At 40.6% G+C, this 18,812-nt stretch carries 33 protein-coding genes; all 33 read right to left on the bottom strand.

Annotated elements, in window-relative coordinates; translation table 11 throughout:
- Positions 1–33: 33 nt before the first annotated feature.
- The 33 genes from argB to LKO28_RS06395 all read right to left on the bottom strand — a co-directional run bounded on the left by argB (position 34) and on the right by LKO28_RS06395 (position 18,799).
- Positions 34–828, bottom strand: coding sequence for an acetylglutamate kinase (gene argB / locus LKO28_RS06555; RefSeq protein ID WP_227693899.1), 795 nt, complete (start codon positions 826–828; stop codon positions 34–36).
- 18 nt (positions 829–846) lie between these two features.
- The gene (locus LKO28_RS06550; RefSeq protein ID WP_227693898.1) at positions 847–1,809 is read right to left on the bottom strand and encodes an acetylornithine carbamoyltransferase; all 963 of its coding nucleotides are present in this window, start codon (positions 1,807–1,809) and stop codon (positions 847–849) included.
- A 72-nt stretch (positions 1,810–1,881) separates the two neighbouring features.
- A complete protein-coding gene (locus LKO28_RS06545; RefSeq protein WP_227693897.1) occupies positions 1,882–3,018 on the bottom strand; it encodes an aspartate aminotransferase family protein in 1,137 nt (378 codons plus the stop codon).
- A 136-nt stretch (positions 3,019–3,154) separates the two neighbouring features.
- Positions 3,155–3,736 carry a 50S ribosomal protein L17 gene (gene rplQ, locus LKO28_RS06540; protein ID WP_227693896.1) on the bottom strand — a complete coding sequence of 194 codons (582 nt, stop codon included), beginning with the start codon at positions 3,734–3,736 and terminating at the stop codon, positions 3,155–3,157.
- A gap of 76 nt (positions 3,737–3,812) precedes the next feature.
- The gene (locus tag LKO28_RS06535; protein WP_227693895.1) at positions 3,813–4,805 is read right to left on the bottom strand and encodes a DNA-directed RNA polymerase subunit alpha; all 993 of its coding nucleotides are present in this window, start codon (positions 4,803–4,805) and stop codon (positions 3,813–3,815) included.
- An 89-nt stretch (positions 4,806–4,894) separates the two neighbouring features.
- On the bottom strand, positions 4,895–5,503 hold the full coding sequence (rpsD, locus tag LKO28_RS06530) for a 30S ribosomal protein S4 (RefSeq protein WP_227693894.1): 609 nt from the start codon (positions 5,501–5,503) through the stop codon (positions 4,895–4,897).
- A 70-nt stretch (positions 5,504–5,573) separates the two neighbouring features.
- Complete coding sequence (gene rpsK / locus LKO28_RS06525) at positions 5,574–5,963, bottom strand: 30S ribosomal protein S11 (RefSeq protein ID WP_093364145.1); 390 nt, start codon at positions 5,961–5,963, stop codon at positions 5,574–5,576.
- 10 nt (positions 5,964–5,973) lie between these two features.
- Positions 5,974–6,351: a 30S ribosomal protein S13 gene (rpsM, locus tag LKO28_RS06520; protein WP_227693893.1), complete on the bottom strand. Its 378-nt coding sequence runs from the start codon at positions 6,349–6,351 to the stop codon at positions 5,974–5,976.
- A 29-nt stretch (positions 6,352–6,380) separates the two neighbouring features.
- Positions 6,381–6,497, bottom strand: coding sequence for a type B 50S ribosomal protein L36 (gene ykgO, locus LKO28_RS06515; RefSeq protein ID WP_130143056.1), 117 nt, complete (start codon positions 6,495–6,497; stop codon positions 6,381–6,383).
- Between the two features lie 44 nt (positions 6,498–6,541).
- The gene (gene infA / locus LKO28_RS06510; RefSeq protein WP_021071231.1) at positions 6,542–6,760 is read right to left on the bottom strand and encodes a translation initiation factor IF-1; all 219 of its coding nucleotides are present in this window, start codon (positions 6,758–6,760) and stop codon (positions 6,542–6,544) included.
- 72 nt (positions 6,761–6,832) lie between these two features.
- Positions 6,833–7,615, bottom strand: coding sequence for a type I methionyl aminopeptidase (map, locus tag LKO28_RS06505; protein ID WP_227693892.1), 783 nt, complete (start codon positions 7,613–7,615; stop codon positions 6,833–6,835).
- Positions 7,616–7,618: 3 nt separating this feature from the next.
- The gene (gene secY, locus LKO28_RS06500; protein ID WP_227693891.1) at positions 7,619–8,962 is read right to left on the bottom strand and encodes a preprotein translocase subunit SecY; all 1,344 of its coding nucleotides are present in this window, start codon (positions 8,960–8,962) and stop codon (positions 7,619–7,621) included.
- A gap of 6 nt (positions 8,963–8,968) precedes the next feature.
- The gene (rplO, locus tag LKO28_RS06495) at positions 8,969–9,415 is read right to left on the bottom strand and encodes a 50S ribosomal protein L15 (RefSeq protein WP_227693890.1); all 447 of its coding nucleotides are present in this window, start codon (positions 9,413–9,415) and stop codon (positions 8,969–8,971) included.
- A 117-nt stretch (positions 9,416–9,532) separates the two neighbouring features.
- The gene (gene rpmD / locus LKO28_RS06490; protein WP_165295070.1) at positions 9,533–9,712 is read right to left on the bottom strand and encodes a 50S ribosomal protein L30; all 180 of its coding nucleotides are present in this window, start codon (positions 9,710–9,712) and stop codon (positions 9,533–9,535) included.
- A gap of 5 nt (positions 9,713–9,717) precedes the next feature.
- Positions 9,718–10,236 carry a 30S ribosomal protein S5 gene (rpsE, locus tag LKO28_RS06485; RefSeq protein ID WP_227693889.1) on the bottom strand — a complete coding sequence of 173 codons (519 nt, stop codon included), beginning with the start codon at positions 10,234–10,236 and terminating at the stop codon, positions 9,718–9,720.
- An 11-nt stretch (positions 10,237–10,247) separates the two neighbouring features.
- Positions 10,248–10,610 (bottom strand): 50S ribosomal protein L18, encoded by a 363-nt coding sequence (gene rplR / locus LKO28_RS06480; RefSeq protein ID WP_411028034.1) that lies wholly within the window; start codon positions 10,608–10,610, stop codon positions 10,248–10,250.
- A complete protein-coding gene (gene rplF / locus LKO28_RS06475; RefSeq protein ID WP_227693887.1) occupies positions 10,607–11,161 on the bottom strand; it encodes a 50S ribosomal protein L6 in 555 nt (184 codons plus the stop codon). The genes rplR and rplF overlap by 4 nt, the downstream gene beginning before the upstream one ends.
- A gap of 23 nt (positions 11,162–11,184) precedes the next feature.
- On the bottom strand, positions 11,185–11,586 hold the full coding sequence (rpsH, locus tag LKO28_RS06470; RefSeq protein ID WP_227693946.1) for a 30S ribosomal protein S8: 402 nt from the start codon (positions 11,584–11,586) through the stop codon (positions 11,185–11,187).
- A gap of 140 nt (positions 11,587–11,726) precedes the next feature.
- Complete coding sequence (gene rpsN, locus LKO28_RS06465) at positions 11,727–11,996, bottom strand: 30S ribosomal protein S14 (protein WP_130143047.1); 270 nt, start codon at positions 11,994–11,996, stop codon at positions 11,727–11,729.
- The gene (rplE, locus tag LKO28_RS06460; RefSeq protein WP_227693886.1) at positions 11,989–12,558 is read right to left on the bottom strand and encodes a 50S ribosomal protein L5; all 570 of its coding nucleotides are present in this window, start codon (positions 12,556–12,558) and stop codon (positions 11,989–11,991) included. The genes rpsN and rplE overlap by 8 nt, the downstream gene beginning before the upstream one ends.
- Entirely contained in the window at positions 12,558–12,902 is a 345-nt protein-coding gene (gene rplX, locus LKO28_RS06455; protein WP_262906019.1) for a 50S ribosomal protein L24, read from the bottom strand. Before rplX ends, rplE begins: the two co-directional genes overlap by 1 nt.
- Before the next feature lie 2 nt (positions 12,903–12,904).
- Positions 12,905–13,273: a 50S ribosomal protein L14 gene (rplN, locus tag LKO28_RS06450; protein WP_130143044.1), complete on the bottom strand. Its 369-nt coding sequence runs from the start codon at positions 13,271–13,273 to the stop codon at positions 12,905–12,907.
- Positions 13,273–13,527 carry a 30S ribosomal protein S17 gene (gene rpsQ / locus LKO28_RS06445; RefSeq protein WP_130143043.1) on the bottom strand — a complete coding sequence of 85 codons (255 nt, stop codon included), beginning with the start codon at positions 13,525–13,527 and terminating at the stop codon, positions 13,273–13,275. Before rpsQ ends, rplN begins: the two co-directional genes overlap by 1 nt.
- A 15-nt stretch (positions 13,528–13,542) precedes the next feature.
- The gene (gene rpmC, locus LKO28_RS06440; protein WP_227693885.1) at positions 13,543–13,761 is read right to left on the bottom strand and encodes a 50S ribosomal protein L29; all 219 of its coding nucleotides are present in this window, start codon (positions 13,759–13,761) and stop codon (positions 13,543–13,545) included.
- A 93-nt stretch (positions 13,762–13,854) separates the two neighbouring features.
- A complete protein-coding gene (gene rplP / locus LKO28_RS06435; protein WP_094257903.1) occupies positions 13,855–14,277 on the bottom strand; it encodes a 50S ribosomal protein L16 in 423 nt (140 codons plus the stop codon).
- Positions 14,278–14,336: 59 nt separating this feature from the next.
- Positions 14,337–15,125 carry a 30S ribosomal protein S3 gene (rpsC, locus tag LKO28_RS06430; protein ID WP_227693884.1) on the bottom strand — a complete coding sequence of 263 codons (789 nt, stop codon included), beginning with the start codon at positions 15,123–15,125 and terminating at the stop codon, positions 14,337–14,339.
- Positions 15,126–15,137: 12 nt separating this feature from the next.
- Positions 15,138–15,569, bottom strand: coding sequence for a 50S ribosomal protein L22 (gene rplV, locus LKO28_RS06425; RefSeq protein WP_227693883.1), 432 nt, complete (start codon positions 15,567–15,569; stop codon positions 15,138–15,140).
- A 7-nt stretch (positions 15,570–15,576) separates the two neighbouring features.
- Entirely contained in the window at positions 15,577–15,843 is a 267-nt protein-coding gene (rpsS, locus tag LKO28_RS06420; RefSeq protein WP_037498931.1) for a 30S ribosomal protein S19, read from the bottom strand.
- Complete coding sequence (gene rplB / locus LKO28_RS06415; protein ID WP_227693882.1) at positions 15,843–16,670, bottom strand: 50S ribosomal protein L2; 828 nt, start codon at positions 16,668–16,670, stop codon at positions 15,843–15,845. The genes rpsS and rplB overlap by 1 nt, the downstream gene beginning before the upstream one ends.
- Positions 16,671–16,676: 6 nt before the next feature.
- Positions 16,677–16,967 (bottom strand): 50S ribosomal protein L23, encoded by a 291-nt coding sequence (rplW, locus tag LKO28_RS06410; protein ID WP_130143038.1) that lies wholly within the window; start codon positions 16,965–16,967, stop codon positions 16,677–16,679.
- A gap of 1 nt (position 16,968) precedes the next feature.
- Positions 16,969–17,598, bottom strand: a complete 630-nt coding sequence (gene rplD / locus LKO28_RS06405) for a 50S ribosomal protein L4 (RefSeq protein WP_227693881.1) — start codon at positions 17,596–17,598, stop codon at positions 16,969–16,971.
- Positions 17,599–17,603: 5 nt separating this feature from the next.
- Positions 17,604–18,221, bottom strand: coding sequence for a 50S ribosomal protein L3 (gene rplC / locus LKO28_RS06400; RefSeq protein WP_227693880.1), 618 nt, complete (start codon positions 18,219–18,221; stop codon positions 17,604–17,606).
- A gap of 218 nt (positions 18,222–18,439) precedes the next feature.
- Entirely contained in the window at positions 18,440–18,799 is a 360-nt protein-coding gene (locus LKO28_RS06395; protein WP_227693879.1) for a CoA-binding protein, read from the bottom strand.
- Between the last annotated feature and the right edge of the window lie 13 nt (positions 18,800–18,812).

Below are 18,812 nucleotides of genomic sequence, written 5' to 3'. Positions count from 1 at the left end.
TTTGCACTTGTATAGTTTCAATACATCGTCAGCCTATTTAGGCAAGAGACAAGTACCAAACTCTCCTTGTTGGTATTTATGCAAATTTAAAGCATTGCCTATGTATATATATTTCACTCCCTTACCAAGCGCTTCAAAAGCGTTTTCAAGCTTCGGAATCATTCCCTCATAAATAACTTTCTCTGTCTTCAACTGCTCGAACTCATCTGCATTTATAGATTTGATAATCGATTCGGGTTTGTTCACGTCACGCAATACGCCGTCCTTTTCGAAACAGTAAATCAGCTTTGTTTCATATATTTTCGCCAAAGAAACTGCTAGCGCCGATGCAATCGTGTCGGCATTTGTATTTAACAACTGTCCTAAACCGTTGTGCGTAATAGCGGAAAAAACGGGAGTGAATCCGGCTTCTAAAAATTTCTTTATACTAAGAACATTTACAGAGTCCACTAAAATATCACCCGCGTATCCATAGTCGATATCCCTAACAGGTCGTTTAACAGCTTTAATAGCGTTACCGTCTGCACCTGACAACCCCAACGCGTCGCAGCCGAATTTCTGAAGAGAAGAAACTACATGTTTATTTGTTAAGCCGGCATACACCATAGTAGCCACATCTAACATCGGCTTATCCGTAATACGTCGACCATTAATCATTTTTGCTTCTATCCCAAGATCTGCCGCAATCCGTGTTGCAATCTTTCCTCCACCGTGGACTAATATTTTTTTCCCTTGCAGCGCCGCAAATTTTTCCAAAAAACTCTGCAACTGTGTATCATCATCTATAACGTTTCCGCCAATTTTGATGACATGTAATCCACTTCCCATAAACTATAAAATACTTTACTATTTAAGATTTTCCAACATGCGTTTCAATACGACCTGAGCGGCCCACACGCGGTTTCCTGCTTCTTTGACAACCAAAGAATTCGGTCCGTCTAGAATCTCCGAAGACAACTCTAAATCTCTACGTACCGGTAGACAATGCATAACAGCCGCGTTATTTGTCATACGCAGTTTTTCATTGGTCATCAACCAATCTCCCTTTACAGAAGGAACTTGTCCGTAATCTTCATAAGAAGACCAATTTTTAACATATACAAAATCAGCGTCTTTTAATGCATCTCCTAAATCGTATGCAATTTTTGCTCCCTTAGTAAAGCCTTTATCCAATTCGTATCCATTAGGATGTACAATCGTAAAATCGACTAATTTTTGTTCTTGGGCCGCGCACATCCATTCTGAGAATGAATTAGGCACAGCCTGAGGCAACGCTTTCACGTGGGGTGCCCAAGCCAAAACGACCTTAGGCTGAGCTACGGTTTTATGCTCCATGATAGTTATCAAATCGGTAAGACTTTGCAAAGGATGACGCGTAGCACTCTCTAAGGAGACTACCGGAACGCCACAAAATTTCATGAATTTATTAAACAACTCCTCGGTATAATCTGCTTCCTTATCTTTCAAACTTGGGAAAGAACGTAAGCCTAAAATATCACAATATTGCCCCATCACAGCTGCAGCCTCCCGAATATGCTCCACGGTTGTTCCATTCATGATAACACCATCTCGCGTTTCTAAGGCCCAACCTTCTTTATCCATATTAATTACCATGACATCCATTCCGAGACTCATTGCCGCTTTTTGCGTACTCAAGCGTGTTCGCAGGCTAGGATTTAAAAACACTAAACCTAACGTTTTGTTCTTACCTAATTCCCGCCATCTATAGGGATCAGCTTTTATCGACAGGGCTTCTTTAACAACCAAGTCCAAATCATCAATATCTGCAACCGAAAAAAATCTATTCATCTTTCAAAGTAAACTAAAAATTAATATCATTCGTCATCTAATCGCATGACGGCAAATCTATCGAAAAACAAACTATACGGCCTTCAAACGTTCGTCAAGCGCGCTTAAAAAAACATCGGCCGTATCTTTCGTGATATTCAACGCAGGTAGAAGCCGAATAGTGTTGGGCTTTGCTTCGCCCGTAAAAATTCGATTTTTTGTCAATAAGTCTTTTTTGACACTCGACAATTCCTCCGGCAGTTCAATACCGATCATCAAGCCTCTACCTCTAATCTCTTTTATTTTATCGAACCTCTTTAATTCTTCAACGAGGTAGCCTCCGACATCTCGCGCGTTCGCCACTAAGTTCTCCTCCTGGATTATATCCAATACTGCAATTGCAGCTGCACAAGCAAGATGATTACCTCCAAAAGTAGTTCCCAACATCCCAAACGATGCTTTAAACTTAGGCGCAATACTAACTGCGCCTATAGGAAATCCGTTTCCCATTCCCTTAGCCATGGAATAAATATCTGCTTCTATCCCTGCGTAATCATGCGAATAAAAATCGCCGGTACGTCCATAACCGCACTGTACAGCGTCGGCAATAAATACGGCTCCATATTGATTGCAAAGTGTACGAATCGACTGAAGAAAAGAAACCGAAGCCTCTCGTATCCCACCCACGCCTTGTATTCCCTCGATAATTACAGCACACACCTCTTCTCCAAAATCTTGGAAAGCTCGCCGGATCGCTTCCTCATCATTAAAAGGCAAAAAGACCACGTTTTCTGTCTGATTAACAGGAGCTACAATTGCTGGGTTATCCGTAACTGCTACTGCCAAGGATGTACGCCCGTGAAAAGCCTTTGAAAAAGCTATTATTTTCTTCCGTCCCGTGTGAAACGACGCCAGTTTCAATGCATTCTCGTTCGCTTCCGCTCCCGAATTACAGAGAAATAAAGCATATTCTTCTTTTCGGGAAACCTCGCCCAATTGTTTGGCTAGCTGCTTCTGCAGCGCAATTTCCACAGAATTTGAATAAAAACCAATTTGGTTCAATTGCTGGGTTATGGATTCTACATAATGCGGATGCGTATGACCAACAGAAATTACAGCATGTCCGCCATATAAATCAAGATATTCGACTCCCTCCTTGTCCCAAACGCTAGATCCTTTGGCACGTACAATATTAATGGGGTTTATGGGATAAACATTAAATAAATCCATGTATGAAAAAGTAAAACTGGTATAGAAAAAATACTACACACAAATATAGCGCAACACGCTTAAAATAATAAGTAAATATGAAATAAAAAAGCCCGCCATAAAGTATGACGGGCTTTTCTATATAAGAGACAAAATTTTAGTCCTTTTTCTCTTCCTTATCCGAAGACTCTTCCGTTGCAGAATTTTCTTCAGTTGCAGGAGTTTCCGTTGCCGATGCTTCCGCAGCATCTACTTTTACCTCTTCCGTCGCGTCTACTTCTTCAGCAACTTCTACTTCAGCTGCTTTTTCTGTAGATTTCTTTCTACCACCGCGTCGGCGAGTAGCTTTTTTCTCGTCCTTAGCGATTTGACCATAAATCTCATTATAGTCTACCAACTCGATGAACGCCATTTCCGCGTTGTCACCAAGACGATTTTCAAGCTTGATAATACGTGTATACCCACCTGGACGAGAAGCAACTTTTTCCGAAATTTCGCGGAACAAAATCGTGATAGCTTCTTTGTCTTTCAAGTATGCAAAAACTGTACGACGCGAGTGCGTTGTATCGTTCTTTGATTTCGTAATCAAAGGCTCTACATACTTACGCAATGCTTTAGCTTTAGCTAAAGTTGTTGTAATGCGCTTGTGTTTAATTAAAGAAGTCGCCATGTTGGCCAACATCGCCTTACGGTGACTGTCCGTGCGCCCTAATTTATCTACTTTTTTTCCGTGTCTCATTTTGTTTTGTTTTTGTGCGTACCGTTCTTAAAAGAGGAATTACGCAACAGGTCGCTTATTTTGTTAAATTTAACTATTACTCTTCTTCCAACTTATATTTGGATAGATTCATACCGAACGACAAACCTTTTGATTTAACCAATTCTTGAATCTCACTCAATGACTTTTTGCCGAAGTTACGGAACTTCAACATATCTGCAACATCGTAAGTCACCAACTCCGCTAACGTACGAATATCTGCTGCTTTTAAACAGTTCAACGCACGAACAGAAAGGTCAAGATCCACCAACTCCGTTTTCAAAACTTTACGCATATGTAAAATCTCTTCATCAACGACTTTGGTTTCCTCTTTTGTTTGAGACTCCAACAACATATTCTCATCGGAGAATAACATGAAGTGTTGAATCAAAATCTTAGCCGCTTCTTTTAAAGCTTCCTCGGGATGAATAGAACCGTCTGTAGAAATATCCAGTAACAATTTCTCGTAATCTGTTTTTTGTTCTACACGATAATTCTCAATGGTGTATTTTACGTTTTTAATTGGCGTGTAAATAGAATCAACAGCAATAAAACCAACAGGTCCATCTGTAACTTTATTTTCTTCAGCATTTACATAACCGCGCCCCTTAGCTACCGAAAGCTCGATCTCTATCGTAACTGAACTATCCATGTTACAGATCACCAAATCGGGATTTAAAACGGTAAAATTATTAGAAAATTTGGTTATATCACCCGCTTTAAACTGCTCCTGACCATTGATAACCACAAAAATCTTCTCACTATCACCCTGTTCACCACTCTTTTTGAAACGAACTTGCTTCAAATTCAGAATGATCTCCGTAACATCCTCAACAACACCTTTGATAGTAGAAAACTCATGCGAAACGCCTGAAAACCTCACCGACGTAATTGCATATCCTTCTAACGAGGACAATAAAATACGGCGCAAAGCATTACCAATCGTTACACCAAAACCAGGCTCTAATGGACGAAATTCGAAAGTACCATCAAAATCTGTTGATTTTTGCATGATAACTTTATCCGGTCTTTGAAATGCTAAAATTGCCATTTATTTTCTTTTAAAAGTTTTTATTAATAACCATAAAATACAACCGAGAAGAAATATGCATACAAACCATATTTCTTCCCGATATTTTATTACTTAGAGTATAACTCTACGATTAAGTTTTCTTTGATATTTTCTGGGATATCAACTCTTTCTGGGTAAGAAACAAACGTTCCTGTCAATTCATTGACGTTCCATTCTAACCAATTGAACTTGTTGATTTTTCTTCCCTCAACAGAAGCGGTAATAGCTTCCAAAGACTTAGAACGCTCGCGAACAGCAATTACATCACCGGGACGCAAGCTATATGATGGGATGTTAACGACGTCGCCGTTAACTGTAACGTGCTTATGGGATACCAACTGACGCGCTGCTGCACGTGTTGGCGCAATACCTAAACGGTAAACAACATTATCCAAGCGAGATTCTAATAATTTCAAGAAATTCTCACCGGTAATACCTTGTTTTGCGGATGCTTTCGCAAACAATGTCCGGAACTGACGCTCTAAAACACCGTAGGTATATTTTGTTTTCTGCTTTTCTAACAACTGAACCGCATATTCAGATTGCTTGCCTCTTCTTTTCGATGGACCATGTTGTCCTGGAGGATAATTCTTTTTTTCTAATGCTTTATCAGGTCCAAATATTGGCTCTCTGAATTTCCGTGCAATTTTGGACTTAGGTCCTGTATATCTTGCCATTTGTTTTCTTTCTGTTTGAAGTATCTACCAGCCTATAGCTGACGAAGCTTATCTTAAACAATAACTATTATTAAACTCTTCTTCTCTTCGGAGGACGACATCCATTATGAGGAAGTGGTGTGATATCTTTAATCGTTGTAACATCAATACCCACTGTTTGTAATGTTCGGATCGCTGACTCACGTCCAGCTCCAGGACCTTTTACAAAAACCTCAACTTTACGTAAACCTAAGTCATGCGCAACTTTACCACAGTCTTGAGCAGCTTGACCAGCAGCATACGGAGTGTTCTTTTTCGAACCCCGGAAACCCATTTTACCAGCTGAAGACCATGAAATAGTCTGACCTTGATTATTTGTCAAAGTAATGATAATGTTGTTAAACGTAGCGTTGATATGAGCTTGACCAACAGGCTCAATAACGACGATACGCTTCTTCGTAACCTTTTTACTTTTAGCCATTTCTTAATTATTATTTAGTAGCTTTTTTCTTATTTGCAACTGTTTTACGCTTACCCTTACGAGTACGAGAGTTGTTTTTTGTCCGTTGACCACGAAGAGGTAAATGCTTACGGTGACGTAAACCACGGTAACAACCAATATCCATCAAACGTTTGATATTCAACTGAACCTCAGAACGTAAAGCACCTTCAACTTTGATCTCCTCATTGATGATGTTACGAATGGCTGTCAATTGCTCATCATTCCATTCAGAAACTTTAACATCCTCACTAATACCCGCTTTCTCCAAAAGATAAGCTGCCGTAGAACGGCCGATACCGAAGATGTAGGTAAGGCCTATTACGCCTCTTTTGTTTTTAGGTAAATCTATACCTGCTATCCTTGCCATATAATGTTTTAAGCGATTATGTTAATAAACTACCCTTGACGTTGCTTAAACTTAGGGTTCTTTTTGTTGATTACAAAAACTTTTCCTTTGCGACGGATAACCTTACAATCCGCGCTACGTTTTTTTATTGATGCTCTAACTTTCATTGTTGTAGTATTTTAAAAGCAAATTATACAGAAAAAACCAATCACTACTTGTAGCGATAAGTGATCCTTCCTTTTGTCAAATCATAAGGCGACATTTCCAACTTTACTTTGTCTCCCGGCAAAATCTTGATATAATGCATACGCATTTTACCCGAAATATGCGCAATAATTTCATGCCCATTTTCTAACTCTACACGGAACATCGCGTTAGAAAGCGCCTCCTTAATTATACCGTCTTGTTCTATTGAGGCTTGTTTAGCCATATATCCTAACTTAATTTATTTTTAGCCCGCACAAACAGGAGTGCAAAGATAAATAAAATTATTGAAAACCAACTACTTTTTACTCAAAACTTCTTCCACGTGTTCAAAAGTCAGTAGCACGTCTGGCTTGCCTTTTCTAACCGCGACCATCTGCTCAAAGTGTGCAGACAATCGCCCGTCAATCGTACTCACCGTCCAACCATCATCCCAAAACTTCACACCCGCCTTACCTGCGTTGATCATGGGTTCGATGCAAATAACCAAACCTTCCTCTAACTTTGGACCCGAACCACGTTTCCCATAATTTGGAATCTCTGGCTTTTCATGTAAATGCAATCCCACACCGTGTCCCACTAGCTCTCTTACTATTCCGTAGTTATAACGCGCCACATGCTCCTGCACTGCGAAGGAAATATCTCCAACCCGTTTACCCGCAACAGCACAATCAAGCCCCTTATAAAGAGCAGCTTTAGTGACATCAAGTAATTGACGAGCTTCCTCGGAGATCTCTCCTACACCAAAAGTATAGGCGGAATCACTAATAAACCCGTTGAGATTAACTCCCCCGTCAACAGAAACGATATCGCCGTCCTTCAACACATAATCACTTGGAAAACCGTGAACAATTTGATCATTCACTGATATACACAAAGAATGGGGAAACCCTTGATAATTTAGAAATGCTGGAGTACCACCGTGGTCTTGAATAAATTCGTAAGCTAGTTTATCCAATGATAAGGTGGTAATTCCCGGCTTTACTTCCTTGGCAATCTCACCAAGCAATAACGAGAGTACGTTCGCTGACTCTCGTATTTGCTCGATTTGCTCTTCTGTTTTGTAATAAACTTTCGACATTTATTAAAGTGCTGATTGATCGATACCTTCCACTGTGGCAGTGGAGCGTCCTTTTACTCTTCCGGTCTTCATCAAACCGTCGTAATGACGCATCAATAAATGGCTTTCAATCTGCTGTAATGTATCCAGTACTACACCTACTAAAATCAATAAAGAAGTACCTCCATAAAAATGTGCAAATTGATTATTTACGCCTAGTTTAGCCGCCAAGGCGGGCATAACTGCGATAATCGCAATAAATATTGCACCAGGAAACGTAATACGGGATATCACATTATCAATGAAAATATTGGTATCATATCCGGGCTTAATCCCTGGAATAAAACCACCGTTCTTCTTCATATCTTCCGACATCTGTTGTGGATTCACCATGATTGCGGTATAGAAAAATGTAAACGCAATGATGAGAACCGCAAACGTCAAATTATAGGCTACAGAGGTATAGTTACTCAGTGAAGCTAAAAAGTCCGATTGTAGATCTGGAAAAAATTGTGACAAAGCCATTGGCAAGAACATAATCGCCTGCGCAAAAATAATCGGCATAACTCCTGCAGCATTCACTTTTAAAGGAATATACTGACGAACGCCACCTACTTGCTTGTTCCCCACAATTTTCTTAGCATATTGGACAGGAACTTTACGAATCCCCTGTACCACCAAGATTGCGAAAATTACAACAAAGAAAAGTGCAACAAATTCCAATAAAAGAGGGATAGGACCACCGCCACTAGGGCTCATCCGTGATCCCCACTCTGCCACGATACCGGCTGGTAATTGTGCAATGATACCTGCCATAATAATTAAGGAGATACCATTTCCAATCCCTTTATCTGTAATTTTTTCACCAAGCCACATCACAAACAAGGTACCTGCTGTCAAAACAATTGCAGAAAGAATCGTAAACATAGGCTCCGCTAGTGTTTTTGCCTCAGCCGGAACTTGTGTTTTCACATAAGCCACTGCTTGAACCAACGTAATTGCCAATGTTAGATAACGCGTAATCTGGGTCATTTTTTTTCGCCCCGATTCGCCCTCTTTTTGCATCTTTTGAAATGCAGGAACCGCTATACCCAATAACTGAACAACGATTGATGCTGAAATGTAAGGCATTACACCCAACGCGAAGATCGCCGATCGAGAAAATGATCCTCCGGCAAACATATTGATCAAGTCCAATATACTATTTCCTTCGCTACTTCTAGCCACTAAAGCATCAGGGTTGACACCCGGCAGAACCACGTGACAACCGATACGGTAGATAAGAAGAAGAAGCAACGTAGTAATAATACGATTGCGTAAGTCCTCTATTTTCCATATATTGGTTAAGGTTGTGATTAGTTTCTTCATGTAATTTTATAGTTTTTCGATAGAACCACCTGCAGCTTCAATCGCCTTTTGTGCCGAAGCAGAAAAAGCGTGAGCTTTAACTTCAACTTTAGTAGTCAACTCCCCTCTTCCCAAAATCTTCACTAGGTCATTTTTGGAAACCAAACCATGAGCTTTCAACGTATCGAAGTCAACAGCAGATAAGTTGTATTTAGCTACCAACTCCTGCAGTGCGTCTAAATTAATTCCTTTGTACTCGACGCGGTTCATGTTTTTGAAACCAAACTTAGGTACCCGACGTTGCAAAGGCATCTGACCACCTTCGAAACCAATCTTTGTAGAGTGTCCTGAACGCGAACCCGCGCCTTTGTGACCACGAGTTGACGTACCACCACGACCCGATCCTTGACCTCTACCGATACGTTTCCTGCTTTTAACAGAACCTTTAGCTGGTTTTAAACTACTTAAATTCATTGTGTTTGAAAAATTGTGTTACGCCTTCGCTTTCACTAAACAGGTCGTAACGATGAATAATAATTACTAAATGGAATGGAAAGAATCCTAAAATCCTTTCCATTAACTCACTTTACCTTAAACTGTCTCTATCGCTACCAAATGGTTGACCTTTCTAACCATTCCGATAATGGATGGCGTAGCTTCAACCTCAACGGAGTGATTGATCCGCTTCAAGCCCAACGCTTGAATAGTTCTTTTTTGGCGCTCGCTTCTGTCGATAACGCTCTTTATCTGGGTGATCTTGATTTTTGCCATGATAATTAACCGTTAAATACTTTATTCAAATCGACACCGCGGTTTTGAGCAACCGTATACGCATCGCGCAGTTTAACCAATGCATCAACTGTTGCTTTAACAACGTTGTGCGGATTGGATGAACCCAGCGATTTCGCTAATACGTCCTTAATACCCGCGCTCTCCAATACAGCCCGCATTGCACCACCGGCAAGTACGCCCGTACCGTCAACCGCTGGTTTAATCAAAACGCGGCCTCCAGAGAATTTCCCATGTTGCTCGTGAGGAACTGTACCATTGATGATAGGAACTTTAATTAAATTTTTCTTTGCATCATCGATACCTTTAGTAATAGCTTCTGTAACTTCTTTCGCTTTACCAAGACCGTAACCCACGATACCATTTTCATCACCTACAACGACAATAGCTGAGAAACTGAAGGTACGACCACCTTTAGTTACTTTCGCTACACGTTGGATGCTTACTAAGCGATCTTTTAATTCAATTTCGCTTGATTTCACTCTTTTTATATTGCTTAATGCCATGTTCTTATTGATTAAAAGTCCAAACCGCCTTCGCGAGCACCTTCAGCCAATGATTTCACACGGCCATGGTATAAGTACCCATTACGGTCAAAAACTACTTTGCTAATACCTGCTGCAACGGCCTTTTCTGCTACTAATTTTCCGACGGCCTTCGATTGCTCGATCTTAGTACCATTTGCTGCAAAATCCTTTGAAGCCGAAGAAGCTGAAGCCAATGTTTTCCCAGCTTCATCATCGATAATCTGAGCATAAATACCTTTATTGCTTCTGAAAACGGATAAACGTGGACGTCCAGCCGTTCCAGTCAGGCTTTTTCTTATTCCTTTTTTAATTCGCTCTCTGCGAGATGTTTTCTTTCCTGCCATGGTTATTATTTTTTAGCTGATTTACCTGCTTTTCTTCTCAATACTTCACCTACAAACTTAACACCTTTTCCTTTATAAGGCTCAGGTTTGCGGAAACTACGGATCTTTGCAGCCACCTGACCGATTAACTGCTTATCAGCACTTTCCAAAGTAATCGTAGGATTCTTACCTTTCTCTGAAGTGGTACTTACTTTAATTTCCTTTGGCAATATAAAAACAATCGGGTGAGAGAAACCTAAGGCTAACTCCAATGTATTACCTGTACTTGTAGCACGGTAACCTACACCGACGAGTTCTTGTGTAGTTTTGTATCCTTCCGTAACACCCACAACCATGTTATTGATTAAGGCCCGGTACAAACCATGTAATGATTTGTGTCTTTTTTGTTCAGTAGGACGTGATACGATAATATTACCGTCTTCTTCTTTCACCGCAATATCACTATCTACTTGCTGTGTTAATTCGCCTTTCGGTCCTTTTACCGTTACCAGATTCTTATCTGATACGTTAATCGTTACCCCCGAAGGAATAGCGATCGGCGCTTTTCCAATTCTTGACATTTCTTTTGTGTTTTTTACCTAGATTAATAAACGTAACATAAAACCTCACCACCTACGTTTTGCAGACGAGCTTCTTTATCCGTCATCACTCCCTTAGAAGTGGACAAGATAGCGATACCCAAACCATTTAAAACACGAGGCATGCTGTCAACATTTGCATACTTTCTTAAACCAGGTTTACTCACACGTGTCAATGTGCGAATAGCCGGAATTTTGCTAATTGGATTGTATTTCAAAGCGATTTTGATACTTCCCTGAGGTCCATTCTCCTCAAATTTATAATTAGCAATATAACCCTTATCGAAAAGAACTTTTGTGATTTCTTTCTTAAGGTTCGATGCAGGAATTTCAACAACCCTGTGGTTGGCCTTAATGGCATTCCTTACTCGTGTAAGGTAATCCGCTATTGGATCTGTATTCATTATGTATAAAATTTGCGATAACGGTTTCTCACGGACTAACCAAATCCCGGAGACCTGTCATCTGTTAATAAAATTTCAAAACAAATTGCCCCGATAAACCAGTTTATGATTTATCCGGGCAAAAGTAATTTATTTTTTGCTGATTACCAAGAAGCTTTTTTCACTCCCGGGATTTTGCCATCCAACGCCATCTCGCGGAAAGTTACACGAGAGATGCCAAATTGGCGCATATATCCTTTAGGACGTCCAGTCAGTTTACAACGATTGTGTAAACGAACCGGTGAAGCATTCTTAGGTAACTTATCTAACGCAGCATAGTCTCCTGCAGCTTTTAAAGCTGCACGTTTCTCTGCAAACTTAGCTACAAGTTTTTGACGTTTGAGTTCACGTGCTTTTATTCCTTCTTTAGCCATTATTGTTTGAATTTTGATTTTTGAATGGTAAACCGAATTGCTTTAACAACTCCAAAGCCTCCACATCATTATCGGCTGAAGTTACAAAAGTAATATCCATCCCTTGGATTTTATTGATTTTATCAATATTAATCTCTGGGAAAATAATCTGTTCAGTTATACCCAAATTATAGTTTCCTCTGCCATCAAATCCCTTCTCGTTGATACCACGAAAATCGCGGATACGAGGCAGAGATACCGCTACCAAACGATCAAGGAACTCGTACATCATGTTGTCACGTAATGTTACGCGAGCACCGATAGGCATTCCTTTACGTAGTTTAAAGTTCGAGATGTCCTTTTTGGATTTCGTCGGAACCGCTTGCTGACCAGTGATCAAGGTTAATTCAGCCACTGCATTGTCGATCAATTTCTTATCAGCAGTAGCAGCACCTATACCTTGTGACACAACGATCTTCTCCAGCTTCGGAACTTGCATAACGCTTTTATACTGGAATTTTTCCTTTAGCGCAGTACGGATTTCTTCCGCATATTTCGCTTTTAATCTTGGTACGTAAGTCATTATTTAATTTCCTCCCCTGATTTTTTTGCGTAACGAACAATTTTGCCATCTGCATTCACACGACGACCAACACGACTAACCTCTCCCGATTTAGGATCGATCAACGCAATATTAGAGATGTGGATAGCAGCTTCTTTTTCAATAATACCACCGTTAGGGTTCGCTGCACTAGGCTTAGTATGTTTTTTAACAATATTTGCGCCTTCTACAAATGCTCTATTGGTTTCTTTTACAACCTGTAGAACCTTCCCTTGAACACCTTTAGCGTTACCGGCGATAACTTTCACCAAATCACCTTTTTTAATCTTGATTTTGTGCGTAGTTGCTTTTTTCTTCTGTGCCATAATTATAAAACCTCCGGTGCTAGTGATACAATTTTCATGAACTGCTTCTCACGTAATTCCCGAGCTACTGGGCCGAAGATACGTGTTCCGCGTGGTTCATCGTTATTATTTAACAATACAGCAGCATTGTCATCGAAACGGATATAAGAACCATCTTTACGACGGATCTCTTTCTTCGTACGTACGACTACTGCTTTAGAGACGGTCCCTTTCTTAACATTCCCTGAAGGTAAAGCACTCTTTACGGTAACAACAACTTTATCACCGATAGATGCATAGCGCTTGCGCGTACCGCCTAACACCCGGATTACTAAAACTTCTTTAGCTCCAGAGTTGTCGGCTACATTTAATCTTGATTCCTGTTGTACCATTATTTAGCCCTTTCTAATATTTCAACCAATCTCCAGTTCTTTGTTTTACTCAGCGGACGTGTTTCCATGATTAATACCGTGTCGCCGATACCGCAGGTATTTTCTTCGTCATGAGCTTTGAATTTGGTAGTTTTTTTAACGAACTTGCCATAGATAGGGTGCTTCACTTTACGTTCAACAGCCACTACGATAGATTTGTCCATCTTGTTGCTAACTACCAAGCCGATTCTCGTTTTTCTTAAATTTCTTTCCATTTTTCGACTTTACATTTATGCCTCAGCGGCTGTTTCGGATTGACCTGCAATTCTACGTTTTGAAATCTCCGTAGAGATACGAGCGATAGTCTTGCGCCCTGCTTTGATCGCATTGGGATTCTCAATAGCAGAAACAGCATGTGCAAATTTCAACTTGTTAAGAGCAGCCTTCTCTTGTGCGAGACGAGCTGTAAGTTCCTCTTGTGATAATTCGATAATTTCTGAATTTTTCATTTTTTTTCAGTATTGTGTCGGGTTATCATGGAGCTTGGATATTATCTAGTGGGTAACGGCCACAAGACTTCAGCCCATTGACATTACCAACGTTTATGCTTCTACGTAATCTCTACGTATAACAAACTTTGTTTGAACCGGTAATTTTTGAGCAGCTAAACGTAATGCTTCCTTGGCAATTTCCAAAGGCACGCCTTCCGCTTCAAATAACATACGGCCTGGGCGCACCACGGCTACCCAGTATTCTGGAGCTCCCTTACCTTTACCCATACGTACCTCTGCAGGTTTTTTAGTAACAGGTTTGTCAGGAAAAATACGGATCCATACTTGGCCTTCACGTTTCATATAACGTGTTACGGCAATACGTGCCGCCTCTATCTGACGACTAGTAATCCATGCTGGCTCCATTGACTTGATACCGAAAGAACCGAAAGCTAGCTCCGCTCCACGCGTCGCATTACCTTTCATACGGCCTTTCTGCATCTTTCTGAACTTTGTTCTTTTTGGCTGTAACATGTTCGTAGTATATTTAATCCGCCACAACGGCGAATATTTTTTTTAATCTATTAAACTAATTATCCTCTGTTTGAACCACCACGGCTATTCCCGCTACGATTGTTTCCACCACGACCTCCGCCACGGCCAACCTTACGATTGTCACGGCGATCACCACCGCCCTCATTTCCGCCACGCGTTTTGGTATTCGATGTTTGACCGATATTAGGAGATAAATCACGTTTCCCGTAAACCTCACCTTTACAGATCCAAACTTTCACACCAATTTTACCGTATGTAGTCAATGCTTCAGCCAATGCATAGTCAATATCAGCACGAAATGTATGCAACGGTGTTCTACCCTCTTTGTATTGTTCGGTTCGTGCCATTTCAGCACCGCCCAAACGACCAGAACACATTACTTTGATACCTTCCGCTCCCATACGCATTGTAGAAGCAATTGCTGTCTTCATCGCACGACGGAAAGAGATACGTGCTTCTAATTGCTTTGCAATTCCTTCCGCTACCAATTTCGCATCAAGTTCAGGACGTTTGATTTCGAAGATGTTAATTTGAACATCTTTCTTTGTCAATTTTTTCAACTCCTCCTTGATCTTATCGACCTCTTGACCACCTTTACCGATAACAATTCCCGGACGAGCCGTGTGAATAGTAACCGTGATACGCTTCAAAGTTCTTTCAATAACAACTTTTGCTACGCCTCCTTTTGCAATACGTACAGAAAGATATTTTCTGATTTTCTCGTCCTCAACTAACTTATCAGAATAGTTGTTGCCTCCGAACCAATTAGAATCCCATCCTTTGATGATACCTAATCTGCTACCTATTGGATTTGCTTTTTGTCCCATTCTTATAATAAATTAGTTGTTTACGTTGTTTAAACTATCTACTACCAAAGTTACATGGTTTGAACGTTTACGAATTCTGTATCCACGTCCCTGTGGAGCTGGGCGTAATCTTTTCAATTGACGACCACCACCCACTTGAACTTCCTTTACATACAATGCGCTGTCTTCCAAAGAAGCTCCTTCATTTTTAGCTTCCCAGTTTTTAATTGCTGATAATAATAATTTTTCAACACGAGCAGCAGCTTCCTTTCCTGAATGTTTCAAGATATAAAGAGCAGATTCTACTTTTTCGCCACGGATAAGATCTACCACTAAACGCATTTTACGCGGTGAAGTAGGGCAGTTCAATAACTTGGCAGTAGAAGCTCCTCCTACTTGAGCTTTTTCCTGCTCTTTGCGCTGTCTGATTAAGACAGATTTTTTGAGTTTGTTTGTTGCTTCCATTACCTAATTATTTTTTCTTTTCTGCGTGGCCTTTGAACGTACGTGTAGGCGCAAATTCGCCAAGCTTGTGACCAACCATATTTTCTGTTACATAAACAGGAATAAACTTATTCCCATTGTGCACTGCGAAGGTATGGCCAACAAAATCAGGAGAAATCATTGATCTACGAGACCATGTTTTGATAACTGATTTTTTGTTTGTTTCATTCATAGAAAGAACTTTTCTTTCTAAGTTGTGATCGATATAAGGACCTTTTTTAATTGAACGAGCCATTATTTTTTCCTTCTCTCAATGATGTAACGATTCGATATTTTCTTCTTAGCGCGTGTTTTGAAGCCTTTAGCTAACACACCTGTGCGTGAACGTGGATGTCCACCGGATGAACGGCCTTCACCACCACCCATTGGGTGATCCACTGGGTTCATCGCCACACCACGAACGCGTGGACGGCGTCCCAAATGACGCTTACGACCTGCTTTACCCAACACTTGATTTGCCTTTTCTGCGTTCGACACAGAACCAATAGTAGCGACACAGCTCAACAAAATCATGCGTGTTTCACTCGAAGGCAACTTGATAATGGCGTATTTACCATCGCGAGCGGATAACTGCGCGTAGGTACCAGCCGAGCGTGCAATCGAGCCTCCTTGACCAGGGTTCAATTCAATATTGTGAATAATAGAACCTAGTGGAATATTTGCTAAAGGCAATGTATTGCCTACTTCTGGGGCCACATGATCGCCTGCTATTATCGTTTGACCAACTGTCAATCCAGCTGGAGCAATAATATAACGTTTTTCACCATCAGCATAATGCAATAAAGCAATACGCGCTGTACGATTTGGATCGTACTCAATGGTAGCAACTTTTGCAGGGATATCTTTTTTATCGCGTTTGAAATCAATTATTCGGTATACTTTCTTATGTCCCCCACCGAGATAACGCATAGTCATTTTACCGGACTTATTACGACCACCTGATTTCTTGTTGATGCCCACGACTAATGATTTCTCTGGAACGTTAGTTGTAACGTCAGAATAGTCAGCACCTACTCTAAAACGAGTACCAGGGGTAACCGGTTTGAATCTTTTAACTGCCATTTCTTATTATAGTGTACTGTAAAAGTCAATAGTTTCACCATCCTTAACTGTGATGATGGCCTTTTTATATTTAGGAGCTCTTCCAGAAACAAATCCTGCTTTTGTATAACGGCTTTTTGCTTTACCAGCAACAACCGCTGTGTTGACTGCTAAAACAGTTACACCGAACATTTCTTCAACAGCTTGTTTGATCTGTATTTTATTAGCTCTATGATCAACTTTGAAAGCATAGCGGTTTAATTTCTCCGTCAATAACGAAGCTTTCTCAGTTAAAATAGGTTTTTTGATAATTTCCATATTACTTAGCGAATGCTTCCTCCAAAGTTTTAACAGAATCAGCAGTCAACAATAGTTTTGTTGCGTTCAATACGTCATACGTATTTAATTCTGCTGCAACAATAACCTTTGTTTTCTTCAAGTTTCTGCTTGATAAATAAACGTTCTTGTTTTCTGTAGGTAATACGAGAAGAGTTTTCTCGCCAGCACAGTTTAGTGCATTAATGAGCGACACATAGTTTTTGGTTTTAGCCGCGTCGAAATTAACCTCGTCTAACACCAAAATATTGTTATCTTTCGCTTTGTAACTCAATGCAGACTTACGTGCAACCTGCTTCAATTTTTTGTTCAACTTGAACGAATAATCGCGAGGCTGCGGACCAAATACACGACCACCACCATTAAACAAAGGGGATTTAATAGAACCCGCACGAGCACCACCAGTACCTTTTTGTTTATGAAGTTTACGAGTAGAACCCGCAATTTCATTCCGCTGTTTCGCCTTGTGCGTTCCCTGACGTTGATTCGCCAGATATTGCTTCACATCCAAATAGATCGCATGGTCGTTTGGTTCTACACCGAATACGGATTCAGGCAGTTGCACCTTGGCACCTGTTTCTTTACCTGATAAATTTAATACGTTAACTTCCATCTCTACTATTTGTCTACGATTACATAAGAACCTTTAGCTCCCGGAACGGAACCATTAACAACAATAAGGTTTTGGTCAGGGTAAATTTTCAAAACCTGCAAGTTTTGAATCTTCACTCTCTCTCCACCTGTACGGCCTGCCATGCGTTTTCCTTTGAATACACGAGAAGGCCAAGAAGCTGCACCCAATGAACCCGGCGCGCGCAATCTGTTGTGCTGACCGTGAGTCGCACCACCTACACCACCAAATCCGTGACGCTTCATTACACCCTGGAAACCCTTACCTTTTGAAGTACCAACGACATCCACATACTCGCCTTCTTCAAAGATAGTGACATCCACAGTCTCTCCTAGTTGCTTCTCGTCCTCAAAGTACTTGAATTCAACTAGTTTACGCTTAGGACTAGTCCCTGCTTTTGCAAAGTGTCCTTTTAAAGGAGCTGTCGTGTTCTTTTCCTTGGCGTCTTCATAGCCAAGCTGAACAGCCGAATAGCCATCCTTCTCCACCGTACGTATCTGCGTTACCACGCACGGCCCAGCCTCAATTACTGTGCAAGGGATATTCTTCCCTTCCGCATCGAACAGGCTGGTCATTCCTACTTTTTTACCAATAATTCCTGACATGTTATAAATAAAATTAATTAATCGTCCATCGAAGCAGTAGGGCTTCGCTCAAGACACAATCCCCCATAAAGGGATTGCAAAGGTAGAAAGAATTTTATAAGTATCAAATAGTTAGCGGATTATTTTTTATTTTATTGTCGCATATCTCTTGCTTCCTCCTGGCACCATCTAAATCGTACTAAACAAAAAAGCTAGTCATAAATGACCAGCTTTTTTGTTTAGTACTGCTCGGTATTTAGCATGACCAGCGTACAGGCTTCCACGGCTTCAATACCCGAGGCTTCGAGCTGCTGCTTAAACACCTCGTTCTCGGTGCCTGGATTAAAAATCACACGCTTTGGCTTTGTCTGCAAAATATAATCATAATAAACAGCTTGATTCTGCGGACCGACATATAACGTAATGGTATCAATATCCATATGGATATCCCCCATATCTTCTATTTCTACACCCGCTACTTTACCCTTTTTTCTTCCTACGTTCACAATCGGGTATCCTTTGCGAACCAACTTATTTGCCACCAAATAAGCATAACGAGCCGGGTTATTACTCGCACCGACGATAAGGGTCTTCTTCATAAATTAATATAAC

The sequence above is a fragment of the Sphingobacterium sp. FBM7-1 genome (assembly GCF_020687765.1).
Lineage (GTDB): Bacteria > Bacteroidota > Bacteroidia > Sphingobacteriales > Sphingobacteriaceae > Sphingobacterium.
The sequence above is the reverse complement of the archived record's forward strand: the minus strand, read 5'-3'. Positions and strand labels throughout refer to the sequence as shown.